This window comes from Microbulbifer okhotskensis (genome assembly GCF_023895975.1).
Lineage (GTDB): Bacteria > Pseudomonadota > Gammaproteobacteria > Pseudomonadales > Cellvibrionaceae > Microbulbifer > Microbulbifer okhotskensis.
In genome coordinates, this window is record NZ_JALBWM010000074.1 from 1 (window position 1) to 21,312 (window position 21,312).

The following is a 21,312-nucleotide window of genomic DNA, read 5'->3' on the forward strand; positions in this document are numbered from 1 at the left end:
AAGTGAGAACCTTATTTTCTCAGTATCTGGCCGTGGTTCCTACCTATTTCGCCCTCTAAAACTGTCCGAAGTATTGCCTCTTTAGAGTTGGATTTTATTTTTTCTACCACATCAACTGTATACCTATAACCTCTAGAATCTTCCTTTCTGGCTACACTTTTTGTCTCTACGATACTGATGAATTTTGCGCCTTTAGAAGCTTTAACAAGTCCTAGGCAAAATACAGAGCCACTCGCTTCAGATCGCATAGAAATAAACACGATCAAAAAGAACAGAAAGAACAATTTATGCACTCTAAATTTCTCCAGCTTGTAGGGGGCATTGACGGAGGCCTAGAGGCACTTAACGCCTTGTATATATTAACAGCCCTTTCTCCATAGAAATTGGCTTTAGTCTCGGAAATTATTCCTCTCGCATGAGCCACCTCGTGGCCCACAGACAAAACTGCATGCTCGACACCGGATATAAATCTATATGCCAATCGCAAGCCCCTCGGGCGTCATCGTGGTACTCTCTAAGTACGCAGCAATTCCTGATCCCCGATAATAAACTGTCGCGTTGTCATTCACATAAGTAAGCGCTCCAAAATACTGCTCCCCAGCAGCCATTTCATCAAGACTTTGGATTTCGCGAATAGAACTTTTTATCACTCCTCCTCTACTATTCATTTTTCCCACGGCATACTTGTCAGAATATTCCCATTCATGCCCTTCCGGAATATCTATTCCAAGTTTCTCAGCATTATCGTAGGCATATTGTATGTTTTGCTTTTCTTGAATTGGATCTATTTCTTCAGCAGGGGTGGACGCAAAACCTGCTCTAATGTCCTCTCCTTGCAATGATCCCGCCTCAACCGCTATCGCAAACGCCGCATAAGCCGCCCCATTTGCAAAGTTTCCATCGGTCACCTTTGAGACTGCAGCCGCTACCACTATTTAAATTCGAATCGATAACGTCCTGGTCTTAGGCCTCCCTTAGACTCTTCAATTTCTACTAAAATCACAAGTTTCAGATTGTTAGGGATAGTTATTTCAAATGGATATTTGTCTGATAATTCAAAATTATTCATCACTGCCAGCAAGTCATCTTTCGTCACTAGAGCAACTATCAATTTGGTAGTTTTCTTATTAAAAACTAAAGAGCTAGATTGTAAAATAATTTCTCTATGATTTCCCCAACCACTATCAGTTAATTTTTTTGACTGGACACTTATTCCAAGTTCAACAAGATCATCTAGCTTAATATCACCTATAGTTTTCAAGTCAAGCTTATTAGCAAACTGATGAGCAACACAAATATCCCCTAAAGAAAAGCAAAGAAGAAATAGGCCTACGGCATACTTATTTATCATCTACGGGTTCTCCTAACAGCATCGAACTCTCTATTTTTCATTACATCTCCATGATTAAGCCCTATGCGATAGCCTGTTTCATGTGCAATAACACCAACATCACTTTCCACTCCGGTAAGATTAGTATATTGAGGCTGCCGCAAAGCAATAGCTTTGAGTAATTCACGAGAACCTTCTGGATAGGCAAGAGCTCTGTTAACTGTGGCTGCTGGATATATAGATATAGACCCATTATATTCAGTTCCTAAAAGCAATCCGTAATTTGAATTATTTTTCAAGAAGCTAATAGCCTCCTGTGTAGAGCTTCTATACCTGATGGTCTTGGTAGTACATTTTGAGGACAAAAAGCGTGGTTTGACTCAAACTCAACCCGTTTGTCTACGCCCAATTCTGATTGCTTTTTAGCTAGATCTTTACCTTGATTGAACACACCTTCTGGATCATCAGGTAAATTTTCTAAACTCTCAATACTCTGCTCATTTGTAGCAACCTATTTTGTGTTAATTGGGTCACCAGGTGCAAGTGCTTGAACTGCAAAACTGAATGCCGCATAAGCCGCCCCATTTACGAATTTTCCACCCGTCGCTTTGGACACGGTACCCGCAATAGTAATCCGTGCAACTGCCTTTCCTACATTGGCCCAACCACCACCTGCTTTTAGCTTCAAGCCCGGTGCAACAGCTGCACCAATACCTGCACTAACAAAGCCATGCCCAAATTTGCCTCCTTGAAGCACACTTATTATCCCCCCAACAACTCCTGAAGCAAGTACTTGTGCCCCAGCATTATCAATGCCGGGTATAGTCCCTTGGCCAATGACCGCAAAAGCAGCGGAAGAAACCCCCTGAATAACTCCAGCTTTAAGGGCATCCTTGAAACTGCCCCCTTGCATCATAGCATCTGCAAAGCCGGCAACGCCAAAGACGATACCAATTGCAAGGGGCCACTAATTGTACCGCTAGCAGCCAAAAAAGAAGTGGCTGAGATTTTCTTACTAGAATAAAGTAACAGGCTATTCGATTTTATTTTTTAAAAAATAAGATGGTTTACAGTAAGCCATCTAATTATTCCACTATGGTATGATTCGACCTACTATTCTCTTTAATACTTCTAAGACTCAATAAGGTAGCGACATAGCTATCTACACAGCTACCTAAATAGCTTCATAAGCTGTTCAACCACCCACATATGAAGCGGGCTATGATTAGATCGGCTATGCCATGCTGCAATCACTTCAAACTTTGGGGTTTGAGTATCCAAATTAAGAGGTATAACTTTCTTGTTCGGCAATAACCTTGAAGGGTAAAAAGTAATGGTATCTGTCGCGGAAATAATATCGGGTGCCGCTGAAAAGCAGGGTATAGACATCACGATATTGCGTTTCAACCCTTGCATCGCGAACCACTCATCGTGTGACCCTTTCAGGTTTGCCCGTGAAGGCGAAATAATCAATTGTGGAAGCTCGGCGACTTGCTCCAAAGTTAATGACTTGCCCTTCAGAGGGGATTTTTTGCCTGCAATACAGACATGCTGTTCTTCAAATAGCAGTTTGTAGGGCAGATCATCCGGAATGAAATCAGGGAAAGTAAGCGCTAGATCGATCTCGCCGGCGACCATAAGCTGATTCAGGTTGTCTGTTTCAAAATCCCGGACAATGACTTTAAGTTCCGGTGCCGATTTACGCACGACTTCTAGCAACTGGGGTAATACCGATTGAATGGCATAATCCGTAGCGCTGATACTAAAAATCCCTTTATGCGTTGCCGGGTCAAAAGTGATAGGCGTTAGTAAAGACTCTACTTCCTTCAGTATGCTGCTGATCTTGCTTCCCAGCTGTTCGGCAACCGGGGTGGGTACCATGCCGTTACCTTGTCGAATAAATAGCCGATCATCAAAGACTTCCCTTAACTTACGCAGCTGTTCACTGATCGCTTGCTGAGTCAGCCCCATCTTCTCTGCCACCCGCGATAGGTTCCTCTCTTGAAGCAGTGCTTCCAATATACGTAGCTGTTTCAGGTCCAGCCGGCTGAAACCATTCATAATTGTAACCAAGACAAGGAGTAGTTGTTTCTAATTGTACCCTTGCACCTCTAGTATTCCCACCATCGTAGGACACAGCCAAATCTGGCTGGGGCTATTCAGTAACCTTTTAAACCTCACTGCAATTAGCTTTTAGCAGGAAAGTCGTTATGAAAAATGAAGCACTATTTAGTGAGATCAACCTGGGCCCTTACACCCTAAAAAATCGTATTGTTCTGCCGCCGCTGACCCGGTCGCGCAGCACCCAGCCCGGTAATATTGCCAATGACCTGATGGCCGACTACTACGCACAGCGCGCTGGTGCGGGCTTTATGGTCACAGAGGGCGCTCAAATCGAACCCAGGGGCCAGGGCTACGCTTGGACTCCCGGAATTTATTCACAGGATCAGATCAAGGGCTGGAAAAAAGTTACCCAAGCCGTGCATGACCAAGGCGGTATCATCTTTGCCCAGCTCTGGCATGTGGGGCGCGTATCTCATACATCACTACAACCTGGCAATGGGGCACCGGTTGCGCCTTCGGCAATCCGCGCGGATGCCGTTAAGGTATTTATCGAAACGGGGCCAGGTGAAGGCGCTTTGGCTGATCCCAGTGAGCCTCGTGCGCTGGCAACCGAGGAAGTTAAAGAGCTGGTTCAGCTCTATGCCCAGGCAGCACGCAATGCGCTGGAAGCAGGTTTCGACGGTGTTGAGTTGCACTGTGCCAATGGCTATCTGGTGAACCAGTTTATTTCCCAGCATACTAATCGGCGTGACGACGAGTACGGCGGTAGCCTGGAGAACCGGCTGCGCTTCCTCAAAGAGATTGTTACGGCAGTATCAGAAGAAGTCGGTAACAATCGACTGGGTGTTCGGTTTGCACCGTTATTTGAAAGTACCGATGAAGACCGTGTCTATCTTGGACTGGTAGAAAGCGACCCACACACAACCTATATCGAAGCCATCAAGCTGTTGAGTGAAGCAGATATTGCCTATCTATCACTGGCGGAGGCAGATTGGGACAAGGCACCGGATTTACCCGAGAATTTTTATCGGGAAGTTCGCGAGACCTTTAATGGCCGCATTATGTACGCCGGCAAATATTCTCCAGAAAAAGCCTTGCGGGTACTGCAGGCCGGTAACGGAGATATCTTTGGCTTTGGCCGCCCCTTCATTGCCAACCCGGACCTACCCGCGCGTATTCGCAATGAGTGGCCACTCAACCCGGTTGACCCGGATACTATGTATGGCGGCACCGACGTGGGATATACGGACTATCCTCTCTACCAGCCGTGATCTTAGCTATTCCAGCCCAATAACTGGAAATTACAAAGATCGTTAGCTCGCAACAAAAAAATGACACCGCTATTAGCCACAGCCAAATTGCTTTCAGGAAGATAAAAAAAGCCCCAGAAAATACCGTTTACTGGGGCTTTTTTTTCAAAACAATGCGCTAATTTACACCACCTTTACGCGATAGTTCTTTCTTGGCTCAATCGACACTCAGCGCCACAGCAAGTGGATTCCTCTACAAAAATGGTAGCTCATCACAGATCGGCTATTAAAAACTAAATGTCCACTCAGGAATCCAATTCACCGCCCAAGCCTCCATCACTTTGTCGAAGCCACTCAGTACCATAATGCCGAGCAGCAAAAGGATAATGCCGAGTACCGTTTTGCCCCCAACGGCAAAAGCCCCCACTGAAGGCGACAGGCGGCTGTAAATTTTCCGCGACAGCCCTCCGGCCACCAGCAACGCTACACCAGTGCCCAGCCCAAAAGCGAACATCACCATAAACGACTGGCCCAACTGCTGGCCCATAGAGGCCAGCGCAATAGCCGCGCCCAGGGTGGGACCTACACAGGGCAGCCAGATGATGCCGGTAAGGAAACCAATACCAAACTGCCCGGCCCAGGCGCCGTCACCCGTAATCCCTGCCCCGGCAGTGATTTTTGACAGGCGCAGTGTCAGCCAATCTGAAAGCGGTTTGATCAATAGCACAAGGGCCACAGCGATAAGTAAAATAGCTGCGATATAGCGGAAGAGCTCAGGGTCCAGCCCCAAAGAAACCAGCAAGAAACTCAGCAGTGTACCCGCCAGGGCGAACGACAGGCTGAGCCCAGTGGCAAGCGCATAAGGACCCCAGCGTCCAGCGCTACTAGAGGCGCCGACAACCATTGGCACCAGTGGCCAAACACAGGGCGAGAGAATACTAAGCGTGCCAGCGATCAGGGCCAGAGGAATAGCACTGAGTTCAAGCATTTTCGCTGCAAGCCTGCACTGAATTGAAGATATTTTGGCGGATTACATCGGCCCGAGTTTCGGCAACACTGAACCAAACCTGCTCCTCCCCACGATAGAGCAGCAGGGTTGACTGCCTGGGCGCACGGAAGTGCTTTACCCACTCTTTTTGATTGTCGAAATCCACATTTAGGATTGTGAGGCCGCACTGGGGATTATCCTTTTGGAACTGCGCAAGAATCTTTCCCTGCTTTTTACAGGTGGGGCACCAATCTGCCCGCACATCAATCAATACCGGCTGCTTGGCGGCCTGCAATTCCATAAAGCGCGATTTTGAAAAGGGCTCTCCGGCTGATACGTGAGGCACGGCGATCAGGAGTGATGTTACAAACAAGGCACGTAGGAATAAGTGGAGAACTTTCATACTAATCATATCCTCAAAATAAGAATGCACACCCCAGTGGAAAGGTAAAATCGGGTGCATTGCTAACCTTAGTCGTAACAAGCCGAAAATCATTACACTCCTTGGTAAGAAATTTCATCGTGAATTCTCTATTGGTTGTTCTGATCTGGTGTTTTTCACATTGACCAGGGATTCGTTATAGTCCAGCGCCATATCCGATATTACTAGACAGGGAATTGATCCCGCTGTTTTCACCACTCCCCTTGTAAGTCCCAACTCAATAAAAAATGACCCAATGCTATAGTTTCGTCTAATAAATCGTGTATGACCATGCTGCGGTCAACCCGGAAATTATCAAAAGGAATATGATCAAAGCGAAATTAACGGCTTTTCATCTGCGGCCAATTTTTTTACGTATCACTAATATTATTAGTGGAATAATCAGCCAACCTACTGACCAAACCACAGGACTGATGAATGCAAGCCCAACAGTAATTACTGCGACGCTGGGCTCAGTAGTCGCACTTTTAAGCACGTTATCTTTTTCTTGATTGGTCAGGGAGGAATTAGCAAATCCCTTCTTTCGAGCATATTGCCAACCTGCAAGCCCAATAAAACCAGAGAGTGCAAGGCATAGGCTCTGTCCAACGGTGGACGAAATACTGACTAACTTTGGGTCACTAATCGCAAAATAGAGATAAAAACACACAACAACCAGTTGAAATAACACCAGGGCAGTATGTGTATTATTGGACTGTTCAATGGGCCCAAGTAATTTATGCGTCAGATTCCACTGTACCAGCGTTAGCCCAACAGCAATAAATAGGCGGAAAATTTCTTCGGAGTGCTCCAATAAAAGGCTAAGAAGACCAAATTCAAGCTTGGTCCAAGCCATATCTTCTCCGGAGGGGAGGTATAAGACGAAGTTGACGAATAAAAGGGCGTAAGCGACATCAATAAAGTTTTCAAGCCGTCGCAATCGGTTATGTCTTATTGCAATAGTTCCAGTGTCTACATGGTGCATAAAGGGCCCCGGCATTTAGCCATAATGAGTCTCGTTATAGCAGACACCAAACACTATCCGGGTCCTGGCAATCAACTGCGTGGGGAATAACGATTAGACTCCCCTTTGAAAAACACAAAAATACCTTTATTTTCAATGAGTTATAGTGGATTTACGAATCCCGCACCCCTGTTAAACGGAAAGTAAGAATCAAATTTTATAGGGCGACAAGCGAATAGGCCGAACAAAATACAAAGAGGACAGCCCTATAAAACGCGGCTTGGAAAATAGCTCTCCAGCTAGGGCCTGGGGCCCCGTGAATAGAGAGGACGTTATCAACAAGGTGCGTAGGAATAATTGATTAAAAAGGATACCCTCCCTATACTCAACCTAACTTCAGGATGTAGAGGGGAATAGTATCTAACGACATGGTCCGGAAACATATTTCTCAAAAAAGGGCTTATGCACCTCTTAACCGCGTTAGAAAAATTTAAAAATCGGGATCAAGTAGACCCACAAGAACTGCTTGAATTTTACGACACGCTCTCGCCCTTATCAATAAATTCTCTTATCGGCCGATGGAAAGCGCAAGGATTTAACACACAGCATCCTTTGCAATATAAAATGGATGCCGGAAAGCGCTGGTACGGCAAAGAGTTTATTAATCCCGAAACAGTCTACCCTTTACTTTGCTGGGATTCAGAGTTCAAAGCTATAAACACTTACGATGCTCCTTTGTTCTTCCGCACCCAACAACTGCATACAACCACAGAAGCTCAAGCGCGTCTGCGTATTTTAGAACACCGAGGAAAAACAAGTGCCACTATGATTTATGACACGATTCCTATGCATGATATGATGCGGAAAGTAGATGAGAATCATATTCTCGGACTTATGGAACGAAAAGGAATGGATGGCTGCATGTTCTTCACTATGGAAAATTTTAACCGCCTTTGGCGATAGCACTACAATTCAACCCTATCTAATAGATTCCTCCTAAAACCTATTCTACAACACAATCTGCGCTTTGCTTCATCCTTTAATAGTTAGTGGCCCATGCGGAAAGTAATGTAACTTAAGGGAATATATTTTCTTTCTTTATGCGTGTTTTTGACGTTTATTTTTTTACAGCTAGAAAGATATTAGTTACACAATTAGCCGTATGGAGCACTAGGGAAACACAAATAGCCCCAAGGAATCACTGCAATTGCTATCGGCCAGGTGTCATATACTGCTGCTATACCATTTGAAATTGATCTCTCCGCTGCAATAGCACTATCAGGTATTACTAATTTTCTACCAATTTTAATTTTTAGATATATTTATAAATTTATAGATATATTTTTAAAAAAATAAAAATTCTTAATAAGTATATCCGAAGCCCACAATCACCCCCAATGATGCTACACAGCTTGTACGAGTGTTTAGAGTGATTCTGCGTGGAGCCTCCGGGCCATTTCGGCTCAATATATTGGCCCTGAGCTAGGCCAGAGTGACTTGGCTTGAAAGTGAACAGGATTATGCATACAGCGAAAATAACTTGTTGGCGAATTCTGAACTCAGGATAAACCTCGCTATTTCATGGGCGCTGTTGATCGCCAGAAGAGAGTACCAATCCCAAATGCTCTGAAGCGGACCAGATAGTTCTGTTGAAGCCACCTTCGAACCTATCCGTTTATCTTCGGTAACCGACATTACACCAGTTCCATAAACACATGAGTTAATGACTACTTACATGGCGAGTACCGCTATGGCAGCAACCATCGAATGAACAGGCAACCATGATCATATAAGTGCTTGTCGCATGCATTAGCTCAAGGTAGCCTCGATAAAAAGTACTTAGAGCATGTTATGGAAAGTGAACTGCGATCACTTCGCGCTGAACTGGCCCTGCTGGAGCGGGACAACCGGCGGCGCCTGGCGTTATTTGAGCAGCGGCTATCAGCCCTTGAATCCCAACTCCAGCACGCGAGTGTTGAACCAAAGGAATCTCTGCCCAAGGCGGCTACAGAACTTGAGGATGCTCTCGACCTGTATATGGGGACTCACCCCGAGGCTTCCCCGGCTTCGCAGCAAGCGCAAGTACAAGCAGCGGCTGTAACGGCAACTGCGGCCCAAGCATCATTCACCCCCAAATCTTCCCCGGCGAAGCCGCATAGACATTCAGTCCCCTCCCGGTGGATAAAAGAGGAATTGCCAAGCTTGCTGGAACCCGCCCTGGAGCCTCTCAACCGGATATGGGAGCCTTTGATGGGCTTTTATCGCCGCTGCCAGCGCGAGGGTAAGGCACCCGTCTTCTTTATGACGGCCGCCGGCATCCTGGCACTAGTGTTTGGTTTTGCCTACCTGTTGCAGTTCTCTTTCAATGCCTACCTGGGTCCGGCCGGCAAAGTTACTCTGGGCTTCTTGGTTGCAGGCGCGACCACTTTTGGTGGTGTAACGTTCAGCCGGCGTATGCCACACATGGCAGACTACGGTTCCGGATTGATTGCGCTCGGGGTCATTCTGCTCTATCTGTGCGGTTACTTTGCCGGGCCCTACTATCAACTGGTTCCCATTCCAATTGGGGTGGGCCTGCTGGTGGCCACCACAGGACTATCCTACTTACTCTCTCTGCTATTTAAGACCCGGGTCGTGTCTATGGTGACACTGCTCGGCGGTGCCTCCATGCCGTTGGTGGCCAATCATTTCGACCCATCGCCAGTTATTTATCTCAGCTACTTATTGGCACTCGCCCTGGCCATGTTGCATCTGTCCAGACAAATACGCTGGCCACAGCTGGCGGTGGTGACCATGGCGCTGAGCACCGGTATGTTCGAATTCTCGATTTCAAACCTGAGCGAAGCCGCTCCAACCTGGGGCTTGCTACTGATATTACACGGCTTCTTTTACGGATTTGCCCACTACATTCTGGGCGGGCTCGATGCACAGGGATTGAATAAAAAACGCCTGGGCATAATTGCTGCAAACTTGATGCTGTTTATCCATGCCAGCTGGCTGTTGGCACCGAGCAGTACAGCACTGGGTATGGTATGGCTGCTCAACCTTCTGCCGTGGGCGGCTATCGCACTCTATTCACGCCGGCTATTTGGCTATAGCGGATCAGGTGACTCCGCACGCAGCGTGCTGACGATAGCTTTACTCCACGGTGGCCTGCTGGCGGGCTTGGCTATTCTGGCCCTATGTAGCCCCGCTTTGCTGGGAATCGTGTGGTGTCTTGAGGGTTTGCTACTGATTTTCCTCGGTGCCCATTTTGGCCTTATCAGCGTGCGTAGCGAGGGCTATATGGCACTCTTCGTTGCGGGCTTGACCATGCTTTGGCAAGCGCTGGCCTGGGTGGCCAGCGGTGTAGTTGCTGCCCCTCTGCTGCTGTCCCTGAATGCCGATGCAGGCTGGGGCAACTGGCTGGCACTCTGCGCTGCCGCCTTTGCGCTCACGCGCTTGTTGCGCCACTGCGCCCAGCAGCTCACCGCAAAAGAGCGCCAGTTAGCCATCCTGGCAGATAACGCATTCGGGCTGTTGTTATCCGCGAGTTTCTTGTTGTCGGTGGGTATTTTCTGGCCGCAGGGCATGTGGTTACTGGCACTTCTACCCATGGTATTCCTGATCTGGCGCGGCCAGCGTACAGGTTCGGCATTTTGCGAGTGGCTGGGACTCAGCCATTACTTACTGTTGTTTGTACCCATGCTGGCAAGTGCCTTCGTGGTGGGAAATCTCCATTTCTACGATCAAATACCCTATGGAAAAATAGCCAGCGTTGAAGCCTTCTTGGGGCTTTGGTTGATCGCAGAGCTCTACCGCCGCCTGGATTTTGCATGCTCACCAGGCCAAAAAACTGCGCTGTGGTTGCGCAAACTCTTTTATGCCCTGCTGCCGGTCTTCTTCCTACCGACGGTGTTCTACAAAGCCAGCGACTATTTCACTATCGCCGTATGGTTCTCTTGTGGTATCGCCCTGCTGCTGTATACACGCCTACAAATGGCGCACTTAAAACAGGAACTGCGCATTTTAATTCCTACTGCAAGCGCTATCGCAGTCTATGGTTGTTTGCTGCAGGAGTTTGGCGGCTGGCAGGGCAAGGCTCTGGAGGGGCTTTTGCTGGGCCTTGCCAGCTTTGCAGGGCTTTTGTGGCTCGGCCACGGGTTGCGCAGACGCGCTGCTGGTAGGCACTGGCGAGGGGTTATCCACAAGGCCCTTCAACCCTTATTCCCACTGGCCTTTTACTACTTTGCCGCAGTGCTGTTTATCATGAGCTATGCGCTCAGTCAGGGCTTCACCCTGTCATTGCTCTTAACCCAGCTCTATTTCGCCGGTCTTTTCTTCACCATGCCCAAACTGGCACCCCTGCGCAATCAGCTTACGTCTTTTTATAGGATCACTCTGGGTCTGTTTGAGCTGATCACGCTGGCTCAGGTCATTGCCGTCATCGACAATGCCTCCAGCGCACCCTTAATTGCGGGATACAATCTGATCGCTGTAGGAGTAGTCTCGCTCCTGGTTTATCACAAATCCCTGGCCACAAAAGCGGTATGGCCTAAACGACGCTTACTCAATTTGTGGCAGCTGCACATCACCACAGTTGTGGTTTATATCACCTTGCTATCGCAGCTATTGAACAAGATGTGGTTACCAGCGGTATCTTTTGCCCTGGTTGTCCATGCGACTTTACTGCTGTTCCAGACCCTGAGGCCCGACACCCAGAAACTGCTAAGGCTGTCACTACTGATGTACGGTGTAGCCGCACTGAAGATCGTACTCTGGGATATGCAGGACTTCTCACTGATACAAAAGATTGTGGTTTGTATGTTGGTGGGACTGTGTATGTTGGGCGCGGCGTTTCAATACCAACGACATTTATCCCCCCAAAAGCTGCCTGGATAGGCAGCTCAAATCCATACCGGGGAGGCCACGTGGGTCAGACAGCAAAGCCTCCCGCTTTTTTAACACCGATCGACCACCAAAATACGGTATATTTAAGGCAACATTGGATGGCCCCCCACTAAGGGAAGCCCTTGATTTGCTTGGATTAGCTACAAAGTGTGCTCCATTAAATCAAGCCACAATCCTGACAAACACCCGGAAAATAAACAGAATTATCTACTCTCCAAAAAATGAATATCTCCATAGATCTCACCAGCATTAACGATCAACTTCCTACAAATAGCCTAACTAGAGGAAAAGATTACCTAAAAAGAGGGAAAGTCAAGCAATTTAAAATTTCCTCCGATGGGACGACCATAACCGGGAAAGTGAGTGGTTCCTATGGCAACTACTACAGCCAGAATATATATGTTATCGGCGATACTATTTTGGGTAGCATGGAAATTGATGGTGAGTGCTCCTGTCCGGTCGGCTATAACTGCAAGCATGTGGCCGCCGTGCTCATGGCCGTGGTGGCACAACAAAAAGCGGTCCCGAAAAGAACATTCAATAGTTCCGTGGATAAATCCTGGGAGCATTGGCAGAGCAGGGTTGTGGAAAAACAACCTGTATTTCCATTCAACTCCTCCCTAAACCGAGACCTGTTATACAGCTTGGACTGGGATGATCAATATACCCCTGCGCATGTCAAAGTGGCCGTATATTCAGCCCGGCCTCTCAAAAAAGGGGGCTATGGAAAGATTCAGCGTGAATACTTCCATCTCAATAGTAGTATTGCAACATCAAAAATTGACCAGCAAATTTTTGGCCTGCAGCAGCTGCTTTCACAGTCATCGTTTAAAAAAACCATTTCTGGTGAGGAAGGCGCTCTTTTAATAAGAAATCTGTTACACAGCCAGCGTTTTTTCAGTGATATCGACAATTTGGTTCCGTTTCAATGGGGTGAGGCCGTCAAGCTAGAACTCAATTGGGAAGAATCCAAGAATAGTGCACAACTGGAATTGAATGTGCCGAACCTACCCAAAGCTTGGAAACTGATCCCCACCGAACCACCTTGCTATTTTTCACCTGAAAGGGGCACCATTGGTCCTATTGAAAGCCCGGTAGACGGAGGAGCTCTCAATGACCTCGCCTCCATGCCAAGTATCTCCAAAAGTAAAATGGCCGATGCTATAACCTTTCTCAACAGCCATTACGATAGCGAACAGCTACCCACACCAAAATCATTGCCAATCATTGAACTCAATGACGCTTTGAGGCCCGGTTTAACCCTTAAGTCCCTTCCCGTTCCGGGGGAAGATGGCAGCATCCATACAGCCAGTTTTCATTTTAATTATGGCCCGGTACAAATCAGTGCCGAGACAATATTTACTGAAGAACACTCGACCACCAAAATCTACTCCCAGAAAAACAAACTTTATAAATTAAGCCGGGATTTTCAGCACGAAGCTGAAACACTTGATACGCTTATGCAGTGGCAATGGAGCCTGGCAACAGATGATGCTGGAGCACCGATTCTGGTCTTCTCTGAAAAGGAGACCGGCCAAAACACGATAGAGCGGTGGCTCTTGTTCCTGAATGAGGGTATCCCAAAGCTTGAGGATGCTGGCTGGTTAATTGAATTTGAAGATAATTTCTCATTAAAAGTACACGAGGTTGAAGACTGGGAGTGGCAAACAGAGAAAGCTTCCAATGATTGGTTTTCCTTGAGTGCAACCGTTGATATTGAAGGAAAGCCTATTCACTTGGCGCCGCTACTTTTGCAGTATTTGGAATTGGGCCTTGAAGCCTCCGACAAAGAGGAAATTTTGATACCGCTCGATTCCGATCAATATATTCGCCTGCCCCATGAAATGTTCCGCAATCTCAGCGCCCTCCTTGAGGAGTGGTACAATAGCGAGACCCAAAGCATTCACGTGCCCCGCTTTGCTATGCCTAGCCTTCCCAATGGAAGCTCCATTTGGCGGGATAATAAAGACCTGAACGCCCTGGCCCAAGACCTGCAGAAAGGCCCCCAGAGTGTGAAGCCGCCCAGAGCTCTCCGGGCACAGTTACGCCCCTACCAACAAACAGGGTTTGACTGGCTCCAACACATGCGCAAACTCAATATGAACGGAATCCTCGCCGATGATATGGGGCTGGGCAAAACCCTGCAGGGTTTGGCCCATATACTCAAAGAAAAAGAGAGCCGGCGCCTGACCAACCCAGCCCTGGTAGTGGTTCCCACCAGCCTGGTCGGAAACTGGCTCAGCGAGACACAACGCTTCGCGCCGACATTAAAGCCGCTGCTGCTACATGGTAGCGAACGGCATGATCAGTTTTCACTAATCCCTGAGTCCGATCTGGTCATCACCACTTACCCTTTAATTGTGCGGGATAGTGAAGTATTAAAAGAATTCGATTTCCACCTGCTGATGCTCGATGAGGCCCAGGTAATCAAAAACCCGAAATCCAAAGCTGCACAATTACTCCGCACCATTGATGCGCAACACAAAGTTTGCCTGACCGGAACACCCCTAGAGAATCACCTGGGCGAGCTGTGGGCATTATTTGATTACTTAATGCCTGGCTTTTTACATAACCAGAAAAAATTTAATACGCTGTATCGAAACCCGATTGAAAAACAGGCTAACGAGGATAAGCAGCAAGGTCTCAACCAGAGAATTTCCCCATTTATTCTGCGCCGTACCAAGCAGGAAGTGGCCAAAGAATTACCGCCCAAAACAGAAATCATACAGCGGGTTACGCTTGAATCTGCCCAGGCGGCACTGTATGAAACCGTACGCTCCGTGATGGAGAAGCGGGTTAGAGACCTGATGAAGAAAAAAGGGCTTAATCGATCTCATATCGAGATACTGGATGCCCTACTGAAACTGCGGCAAATTTGTTGTGATCCGGGGTTGGTAAAGCTGGAGAAAGCGAAAAAAGTTAAACAATCGGCCAAGCTTGAAGCGCTGATGGATATTCTCCCGGAGATGGTCGATGAAGGCCGAAAAGTCCTCCTATTCTCACAATTTACCGAAATGCTGGGAAAAATTGAGTCGGAGCTGGAAAAGCACTCTATTCCCTATGTGAAGCTCACCGGGCGAACCCGCAAGCGCCAGGAAGTCATCGACGCGTTCCAGAATGGTGATACCCCCGTCTTCCTGATCAGCCTGAAAGCTGGTGGAGTGGGCTTAAACCTCACCGCTGCCGATACGGTGATCCATTACGATCCTTGGTGGAATCCGGCAGTAGAAAATCAGGCAACCGATAGAGCCCACCGCATTGGCCAGGACAAACCGGTATTTGTGTATAAATTTATTTGCGAAAATACCGTGGAAGAAAAAATTATTGATATGCAGGCGCAAAAGCAGGCACTGGCAGATGCCATATACAGCCAGGGCGAAAAGAAGGTAAGCATGAATTCTGAACAGTGGTTATCTCTTTTCCAGGAGTAACCAGCACCTGTAAGGCTCCGTAAAGGAGCCTTGATTCCGCCAGTACCAACGAGCTGGGCTATCAGGCGAGCCTGCCCACATCGGCACTAACTATTTGCCCGCGATGTCTCTCTTGGCCCAGAAAATCCAAAACAGTTTGAATCACCTCGATATCCCAAACCAGCTTGCGATGGCCCAACCCCGTTGTTTTAACCAGTTCCGCAGCGGGCCAGGTTTTGTGGATTCTTTCTCCATGGAAAATGGGTACTTCATCGTCTTCAGTATCGTAAATCATCAGCAGCGGAGTATCTTCCGGGGTATACATTTTACATTGCAATAACTCCTGCCAGGTTAACCCTATTTGAGCAGCGACCCTATCCTGGCATATCTCTGCCGTTTCTGGACTTACTTTTAGCATGGCCTTCATAATTTCGATAATAGGCAGGGGGGCGCTCGGTGAGCCCAGCACTACATAACGCTGGGCTTTAAGCCCAAACTCGCGTGCCCGCATGGCCATCATGCCGCCCATCGAGTGCCCGACAATAGCAAACACCTCGGGAAACTGGCCGGCGAGGGCATGAATATCTTTCGCCATAATATCGAAGTTGCAACGCTTTCCACCGGAGTGGCCGTGGGCGCTTGCATCCATGGCCACGGCCTGAAATCCCTGCCCCGCAATAACCATTGCCAGAGCCGCCATTTTTGCCGCTTTGGCCTCCCAGCCATGGCAGAGAATCACCACCGGCCCCTCACCCCAGGACCAGGCAGTATTTACCGTGCCCAAGGCACCTTGGTAGTGAATCTTCCTCGCTTGGTCAAGCTGTACCTTCTCACGTTCTGAATCCGGAAAGCGCCTGGGCCGGGAAAACAAATACAATGCAATACTTGCCGATAAATTTGGGGATAGACGCCCGGTTAGTTGCATTATTGCCTGTATTATCTTTAGCATATTATTAAATCTCTAGCTTGCTGTCTTAATCCATCATTGATAGTAAGTTTTTGTGCTGGCACTGAAAAATAAACTGATCAATAATCCCCAGCGACATATCATCGTAAAAAAGTAAAATAAAACAGGATTTATCCATCCAATAACTTTATCTATTCAATAGATCATCCTGGGCATAAGACGTTAGATCCCCGATCTAATGTCAGCTGTCAAGGATCTGGACTCCCCGATAAAAGATGGAGCTTTTCTGCTATAAACACCAAAGGTACCAACGATAGAATACCGCGCCAGGTCTTGGATTGATAACAAACCCAGACTATCAAGACAGCTACACTATTAATCGAACAGTAAAATATACGATTTCTCCGGTATCAGACTGCCGACTTTAAAGCCTTATTCGTTATTGAATCTCTGGAAACTTGGACATGAAAGGATTCAGACTGACAATAGTTTTTTGCGCAGCGCTATTAGTGACCATCCACGCAGTAGCCGACTACAAAAAGGGCGACTTTATCGTTCGCGTTGGCGCCGCTGCAGTTGACCCCAATGACGATTCCAGCCGTTTGAGCCTAAATGGCACCCCTTTAGACTACACCCGCGTGTATGTAGATACCGGTTACTCCGCCAGTATCACCGGCACCTGGTTATTTGCCGATCACTGGGGCTTGGAATTGCTGGCAGCTGTGCCCTTTAGGCACGACCTGGACGTACGCGGCCTGCCGGACCCGGATACCGGTGAGCCCCTGGGCCGGGTTTCCCTCGGAGATATCAAGCAATTACCACCCACCCTCAGTGTACAGTGGTACCCGGTATGCACCGAGTCCTGGGTGCAGCCCTATATTGGCCTGGGGATTAATTACACCTACTTTTTCGATGAGGATATCAGCCGCACGGCGCAAAACTACTTTGACACAGCACTCAGTGCGGACTCAGGCGCAAAACTCAGCCTCAGTAACTCCTGGGGACTGGGGGGAGAGGTGGGTGTGGACATCGCCTTTGGCCGCGAGAGCCGCTGGCTGTTTAATGCCGCCATCTGGTATCTGAGTATCGACAGCAAAGCAAAGATCCGCTTCCGCACTGAAGATAATGACTACGCCCGAATCAATGTGGATGTGGATATTGACCCCTGGGTCTATTCCCTGGGCATCGGCTATCACTTCTAAACCGGTAGCCCTGCCGCCATGCGATCAAACCCGCTGGAGAATCCGTTCTAATTTCTCGAACGGTTTAGCCTAATTTAACCAATTTTCATTCTATTGATCCTCTATAAACTGCCTCTTATCCACAGCAGCTACCCCGTAGCGATACCCCCCCAGTTTAAGGATCGACAAAATGAGTACATCCACTTTATCCACAGCCCAAGCTACCCCCGACAACCCCTTGCTTCCCGCAGTCGCAGACCTGGCCGGTCGTATTGGCCTAGCTGCAATCTTCTTACTGGCAGGAATCAACAAGATCCAAAATTACGAGGGCAGCGCTCAGTACCTGGCCTACGGCGGCCTGCCGGAAAACTTGCTGCCCTTGGTCATCGTATTTGAGATTGGTGGTGCGCTTGCGCTGATTTTAGGGTTCCAGACCCGCTTGGTTGCACTGGCATTGGCGGGGTTCAGCTTAATCACTGCGGCTTTGTTCCATAACAACTTCGCGGATCAAATGCAGTTTTTGATGTTCTTTAAAAACCTGGCCATCGCCGGTGGTTTCCTAGTGGTGGCTGCCCACGGTGCCGGCCGCTTCAGTGTGGACCAGCGGAACAGGAACGTTCACTAAGTTTTTTCACAAAACGTAAACTGGCCCTGGATTTTTCCGGGCCAGTTGTCATTATTTTTTGGAGTAAAACATGGGACTGTTAATCAATGGGCAGTGGCATGACCAGTGGTACGATACCAAAGACTCTGGGGGCGCATTTCAGCGGGAAGCGGCACAACTGCGCAACTGGATCACGGCCGATGGCAGCGCTGGGGCCAGTGGTAACAGCGGCTTTAACGCTGAATCCGGACGCTACCACCTATATGTGTCCCTAGCCTGCCCCTGGGCCCATCGCACACTGATTTTCCGCAAATTAAAAAAACTGGAACAACATATCAGTATCTCCGTGGTGAGCCCCGATATGCTCGATCAAGGCTGGAGCTTTAATACCGATGAAGGCAGCAGCGGCGATTCGCTGTTCGGGTATCAATTTATGCACCAAGTGTATACACGCAATAAATCTGATTATTCAGGTCGCGTTACGGTACCCGTTCTCTGGGATAAGCAGCAAAACTGCATTGTCAGTAATGAATCTTCAGAAATCATCCGTATGTTCAATACTGGTTTTGATGAGATTACCGGCGATACGCAAGACTTTTTCCCAAAAGAAAAAAAGCAGAACATTGAGGTAATTAATCAACTGGTCTACGAGAACATCAACAACGGCGTCTATCGTTGTGGCTTTGCCACCACTCAGGAAGCCTATGAAGATGCCTATCACCAGCTGTTCGATGCGCTGGACCAGGTTGATATCATTCTAGGTAACCAACGCTATTTGGTCGGTGAGAAAATAACCGAGGCAGACTGGCGGTTATTCACTACCTTGATACGCTTTGATTCTGTCTATCATGGCCATTTCAAATGCAACCGCCAGCGCCTGGAAGACTTTCCCAATCTGCGCAACTATGTGCGCGAGCTGTACCAGTGGCCCGAGGTGGCTGAAACCGTGAATTTCCAGCATATCAAACGCCACTATTACTTTAGCCATACATCCATCAATCCAACCCAAATTGTGCCTGTGGGTCCCGAGATTGACTACAGCAGGCCACACACGCGTAAATAAAAGCCCCTACTTCACCTCCAGGGGCAAATCACATTGCCTCTGGGTTTTAAATATGAAAGGCTACCTTTCCAGCGCCCAGAATATCCTAAATGATTAAGGTGCGCTGCTTCTGACATTCCGGACATCTTTTCAGCGACATTCAGTACAAACCCTAAGGACCACCCCATGCAGAAAACCACCCTGGAACAGTGGCGTATGTTTAAGGCTGTCGTGGACGCCGGCGGTTTTAACCAGGCCTCTTCTCGGGTCCACAAGAGCCAGTCAAGTATCCACAACGCAGTGAGTAATCTGGAGGCGGCTCTCGGTGTTAAGTTATTTGAGATATCCGGTCGAAAAGTAATGCTGACTGAAGCAGGAAATCTGATGCTACGCCGGGGTAGTTATCTTCTGGAGGAGGTATCCCGCATCGAGGTCATCGCCAAATCTCTCGGTGACGGTGTTGAATCGGAACTACGTATTGCTGTGGATGGCGCCTTTCCTCAAGGTGTGGTTTTCCAGGCACTAGAGAAAGTTTCCGCGATTTACCCTCAGGTCAATATCGATATTATCGATACCGTGTTGTCCGGTACCAATGAACTGATTCAGGAGGGACTGGTAGACTTGGGCCTTTCCGCCCTGAGTATGGACAATTCTCTCAATGACGAGATCTGCCTTATTGAATTTGTGGCCGTTGCCCACAAGGGTCATCCACTACACCAGCTTGATCACCAACTGACATACGATGATCTGAAATCCCATCGGCAAATTATAGTGCGGGACTCGGCGATACAGACAAACCGCGATTCAGGCTGGCTAGGGGCGGAGCAACGCTGGAAAGTAGGCAGCTTGCGTGCATCTTTAGATCTGATTGCACAGGGATTGGGATTCGCTTGGTTACCAATGCCATTAGTATCAGAGTTACTTAATAACGGGACTCTCAAATTGCTGCCGTTAATCCATGGGGGAACACGTAGCAATAGTTTTTACCTGAATTTTAAAGACCAGGACAAATTGGGCCCTGCAGCAAGAACATTTATGGGAGAGCTCAGGCTATTGACGCTCAATATGGACACTGCGGACCAATATCAGGGCTGAATACTCCCGGTTGAACAAATAAGCGATATCCTATGACGGGAATATACCGCAACTATCGACAAAGCCCCAATATTACTTGGTATACTGATCAATAGCAGATAGGTTTCACGGAATGATACAAACATTCATAACAATAGGTTATTAGACAGGGATTGAATAATGACTTTACAAAAACTGGGGGGCATGGCAGCAATTACTGAGGCTTTTACCTACATCTTTGGTTTTGTACTCTTTTTCGGAGTTTTGGATTCGACGGGATATGAGAAACCAGAGCTCTATCTGGAGTTTATCATCCAGAATCGGGATTATTTTTTTACCGGGTATTTAATCAGTGGTCTGCTATTTAGTTTTGTCTTGATTGTCTTAGTGCAGTCAATATACCAACGCTTTAAATCAGTTTCTCCAGAACTGATGAGGTTTACGGCTATTGTCGGCTATATCTGGGCTTGTATTGTTCTTTCCAGCAGTATGATTTTTCTTACTAGCTTAAGCGCTGTCGCCAAGTATCACAGTCTGGATCCAAACCAGGCATTGGCAATAAACCGCGCGGTCAACATTGTCGTTGAGGCTTTAGGTGGCGGAATTGAGCTGGTGGGTGCTGCCTGGGTATTGGCTATCAGTTATACTGGAATTAAAGGCAAGATATATAGCCCTGTTCTGCACTATTGGGGTTTTCTTGTGGGTATCTCAGGTGTGCTCACCCTGTTTTCCGGTATTTCCTTCCTCTCCAGCAATCCATTCTTTGAAATTACCACGGCCATCTTTGGGTTAGGTCAAATTCTTTGGTTTATTTTCTTGGGCACTGCCATGCTGAGAGAATTACCAGTTTCTGCGGTGTATCACTCTACGAAAAACAGCTCCTCTGAGGCATAGGGGATAATCACGAATCAACCCCGTGCCCATATTTGTCAGTGGCCGCCTGAAGGACAAGTGTCCAGGTGGCCACTCGCGCTCTCTACCTGGCCCCGGCTATGATCACCGTCTTGGGCCCCGATAGAAATCCTCACGCAAGAGAAAAGCATTTCCTATCGTCAGAAACATTGATGAGAGGTGCTTGCTCACCTCTGTAAAACCCATGTATTACTTCGTATTCAGCGAGCTTATCTATTGACAACACTTCGGACAGTTTCATGCAGCTATAGCCCCATAGTCACTGTACCGCTCGT

Annotated in this window: 18 protein-coding genes; 9 read left to right on the forward strand and 9 right to left on the reverse strand. The window is 47.8% G+C overall.

Annotation, left to right across the window (positions count from 1 at the left end; all coding sequences use genetic code 11):
* Positions 1-470: 470 nt before the first annotated feature.
* The 5 genes from MO867_RS15110 to MO867_RS15130 all read right to left on the reverse strand — a co-directional run bounded on the left by MO867_RS15110 (position 471) and on the right by MO867_RS15130 (position 3,391).
* Positions 471-908 carry a hypothetical protein gene (locus MO867_RS15110; RefSeq protein WP_252470604.1) on the reverse strand — a complete coding sequence of 146 codons (438 nt, stop codon included), beginning with the start codon at positions 906-908 and terminating at the stop codon, positions 471-473.
* A 23-nt stretch (positions 909-931) separates the two neighbouring features.
* Positions 932-1,351, reverse strand: coding sequence for a hypothetical protein (locus tag MO867_RS15115; RefSeq protein ID WP_252470606.1), 420 nt, complete (start codon positions 1,349-1,351; stop codon positions 932-934).
* Entirely contained in the window at positions 1,348-1,629 is a 282-nt protein-coding gene (locus MO867_RS15120; RefSeq protein ID WP_252470608.1) for a hypothetical protein, read from the reverse strand. Before MO867_RS15120 ends, MO867_RS15115 begins: the two co-directional genes overlap by 4 nt.
* Before the next feature lie 212 nt (positions 1,630-1,841).
* The gene (locus tag MO867_RS15125; protein WP_252470610.1) at positions 1,842-2,246 is read right to left on the reverse strand and encodes a hypothetical protein; all 405 of its coding nucleotides are present in this window, start codon (positions 2,244-2,246) and stop codon (positions 1,842-1,844) included.
* A 254-nt stretch (positions 2,247-2,500) separates the two neighbouring features.
* Entirely contained in the window at positions 2,501-3,391 is an 891-nt protein-coding gene (locus tag MO867_RS15130) for a LysR family transcriptional regulator (protein WP_252470612.1), read from the reverse strand.
* 149 nt (positions 3,392-3,540) lie between these two features.
* On the opposite strand from MO867_RS15130, the gene MO867_RS15135 reads away from it, so the two are divergent.
* Positions 3,541-4,665, forward strand: coding sequence for an alkene reductase (locus MO867_RS15135; protein ID WP_252470614.1), 1,125 nt, complete (start codon positions 3,541-3,543; stop codon positions 4,663-4,665).
* Between the two features lie 265 nt (positions 4,666-4,930).
* Here MO867_RS15135 and MO867_RS15140 read toward each other — a convergent pair whose 3' ends face one another.
* From MO867_RS15140 to MO867_RS15150, 3 genes are all read right to left on the reverse strand, one after another.
* Positions 4,931-5,632: a cytochrome c biogenesis CcdA family protein gene (locus MO867_RS15140; RefSeq protein ID WP_252470616.1), complete on the reverse strand. Its 702-nt coding sequence runs from the start codon at positions 5,630-5,632 to the stop codon at positions 4,931-4,933.
* Positions 5,625-6,035: a thioredoxin family protein gene (locus MO867_RS15145; protein WP_252470618.1), complete on the reverse strand. Its 411-nt coding sequence runs from the start codon at positions 6,033-6,035 to the stop codon at positions 5,625-5,627. The genes MO867_RS15140 and MO867_RS15145 overlap by 8 nt, the downstream gene beginning before the upstream one ends.
* A 370-nt stretch (positions 6,036-6,405) precedes the next feature.
* Complete coding sequence (locus MO867_RS15150) at positions 6,406-7,038, reverse strand: hypothetical protein (protein ID WP_252470620.1); 633 nt, start codon at positions 7,036-7,038, stop codon at positions 6,406-6,408.
* Positions 7,039-7,479: 441 nt separating this feature from the next.
* Here MO867_RS15150 and MO867_RS15155 point away from each other — a divergent pair, with 441 nt between their 5' ends.
* The 3 genes from MO867_RS15155 to MO867_RS15165 all read left to right on the forward strand — a co-directional run bounded on the left by MO867_RS15155 (position 7,480) and on the right by MO867_RS15165 (position 15,338).
* Entirely contained in the window at positions 7,480-7,980 is a 501-nt protein-coding gene (locus MO867_RS15155) for a DUF4334 domain-containing protein (protein ID WP_252470622.1), read from the forward strand.
* Between the two features lie 888 nt (positions 7,981-8,868).
* Positions 8,869-11,898, forward strand: a complete 3,030-nt coding sequence (locus MO867_RS15160; protein ID WP_252470624.1) for a DUF2339 domain-containing protein — start codon at positions 8,869-8,871, stop codon at positions 11,896-11,898.
* A gap of 368 nt (positions 11,899-12,266) precedes the next feature.
* Positions 12,267-15,338 (forward strand): DEAD/DEAH box helicase, encoded by a 3,072-nt coding sequence (locus tag MO867_RS15165; RefSeq protein WP_252470626.1) that lies wholly within the window; start codon positions 12,267-12,269, stop codon positions 15,336-15,338.
* A 61-nt stretch (positions 15,339-15,399) separates the two neighbouring features.
* Here the strand turns inward: MO867_RS15165 and MO867_RS15170 are convergent, their stop codons facing one another.
* A complete protein-coding gene (locus tag MO867_RS15170; RefSeq protein WP_252470628.1) occupies positions 15,400-16,266 on the reverse strand; it encodes an alpha/beta fold hydrolase in 867 nt (288 codons plus the stop codon).
* 422 nt (positions 16,267-16,688) lie between these two features.
* Here MO867_RS15170 and MO867_RS15175 point away from each other — a divergent pair, with 422 nt between their 5' ends.
* From MO867_RS15175 to MO867_RS15195, 5 genes are all read left to right on the forward strand, one after another.
* The gene (locus tag MO867_RS15175) at positions 16,689-17,426 is read left to right on the forward strand and encodes an OmpW/AlkL family protein (RefSeq protein ID WP_252470630.1); all 738 of its coding nucleotides are present in this window, start codon (positions 16,689-16,691) and stop codon (positions 17,424-17,426) included.
* 169 nt (positions 17,427-17,595) lie between these two features.
* On the forward strand, positions 17,596-18,030 hold the full coding sequence (locus MO867_RS15180) for a DoxX family protein (RefSeq protein WP_252470632.1): 435 nt from the start codon (positions 17,596-17,598) through the stop codon (positions 18,028-18,030).
* 70 nt (positions 18,031-18,100) lie between these two features.
* The gene (locus tag MO867_RS15185) at positions 18,101-19,072 is read left to right on the forward strand and encodes a glutathione S-transferase family protein (protein WP_252470634.1); all 972 of its coding nucleotides are present in this window, start codon (positions 18,101-18,103) and stop codon (positions 19,070-19,072) included.
* A gap of 165 nt (positions 19,073-19,237) precedes the next feature.
* Entirely contained in the window at positions 19,238-20,146 is a 909-nt protein-coding gene (locus tag MO867_RS15190; RefSeq protein ID WP_252470636.1) for a LysR family transcriptional regulator, read from the forward strand.
* A gap of 159 nt (positions 20,147-20,305) precedes the next feature.
* The gene (locus tag MO867_RS15195; RefSeq protein ID WP_252470638.1) at positions 20,306-21,019 is read left to right on the forward strand and encodes a DUF4386 family protein; all 714 of its coding nucleotides are present in this window, start codon (positions 20,306-20,308) and stop codon (positions 21,017-21,019) included.
* The last annotated feature ends 293 nt before the right edge of the window (positions 21,020-21,312 follow it).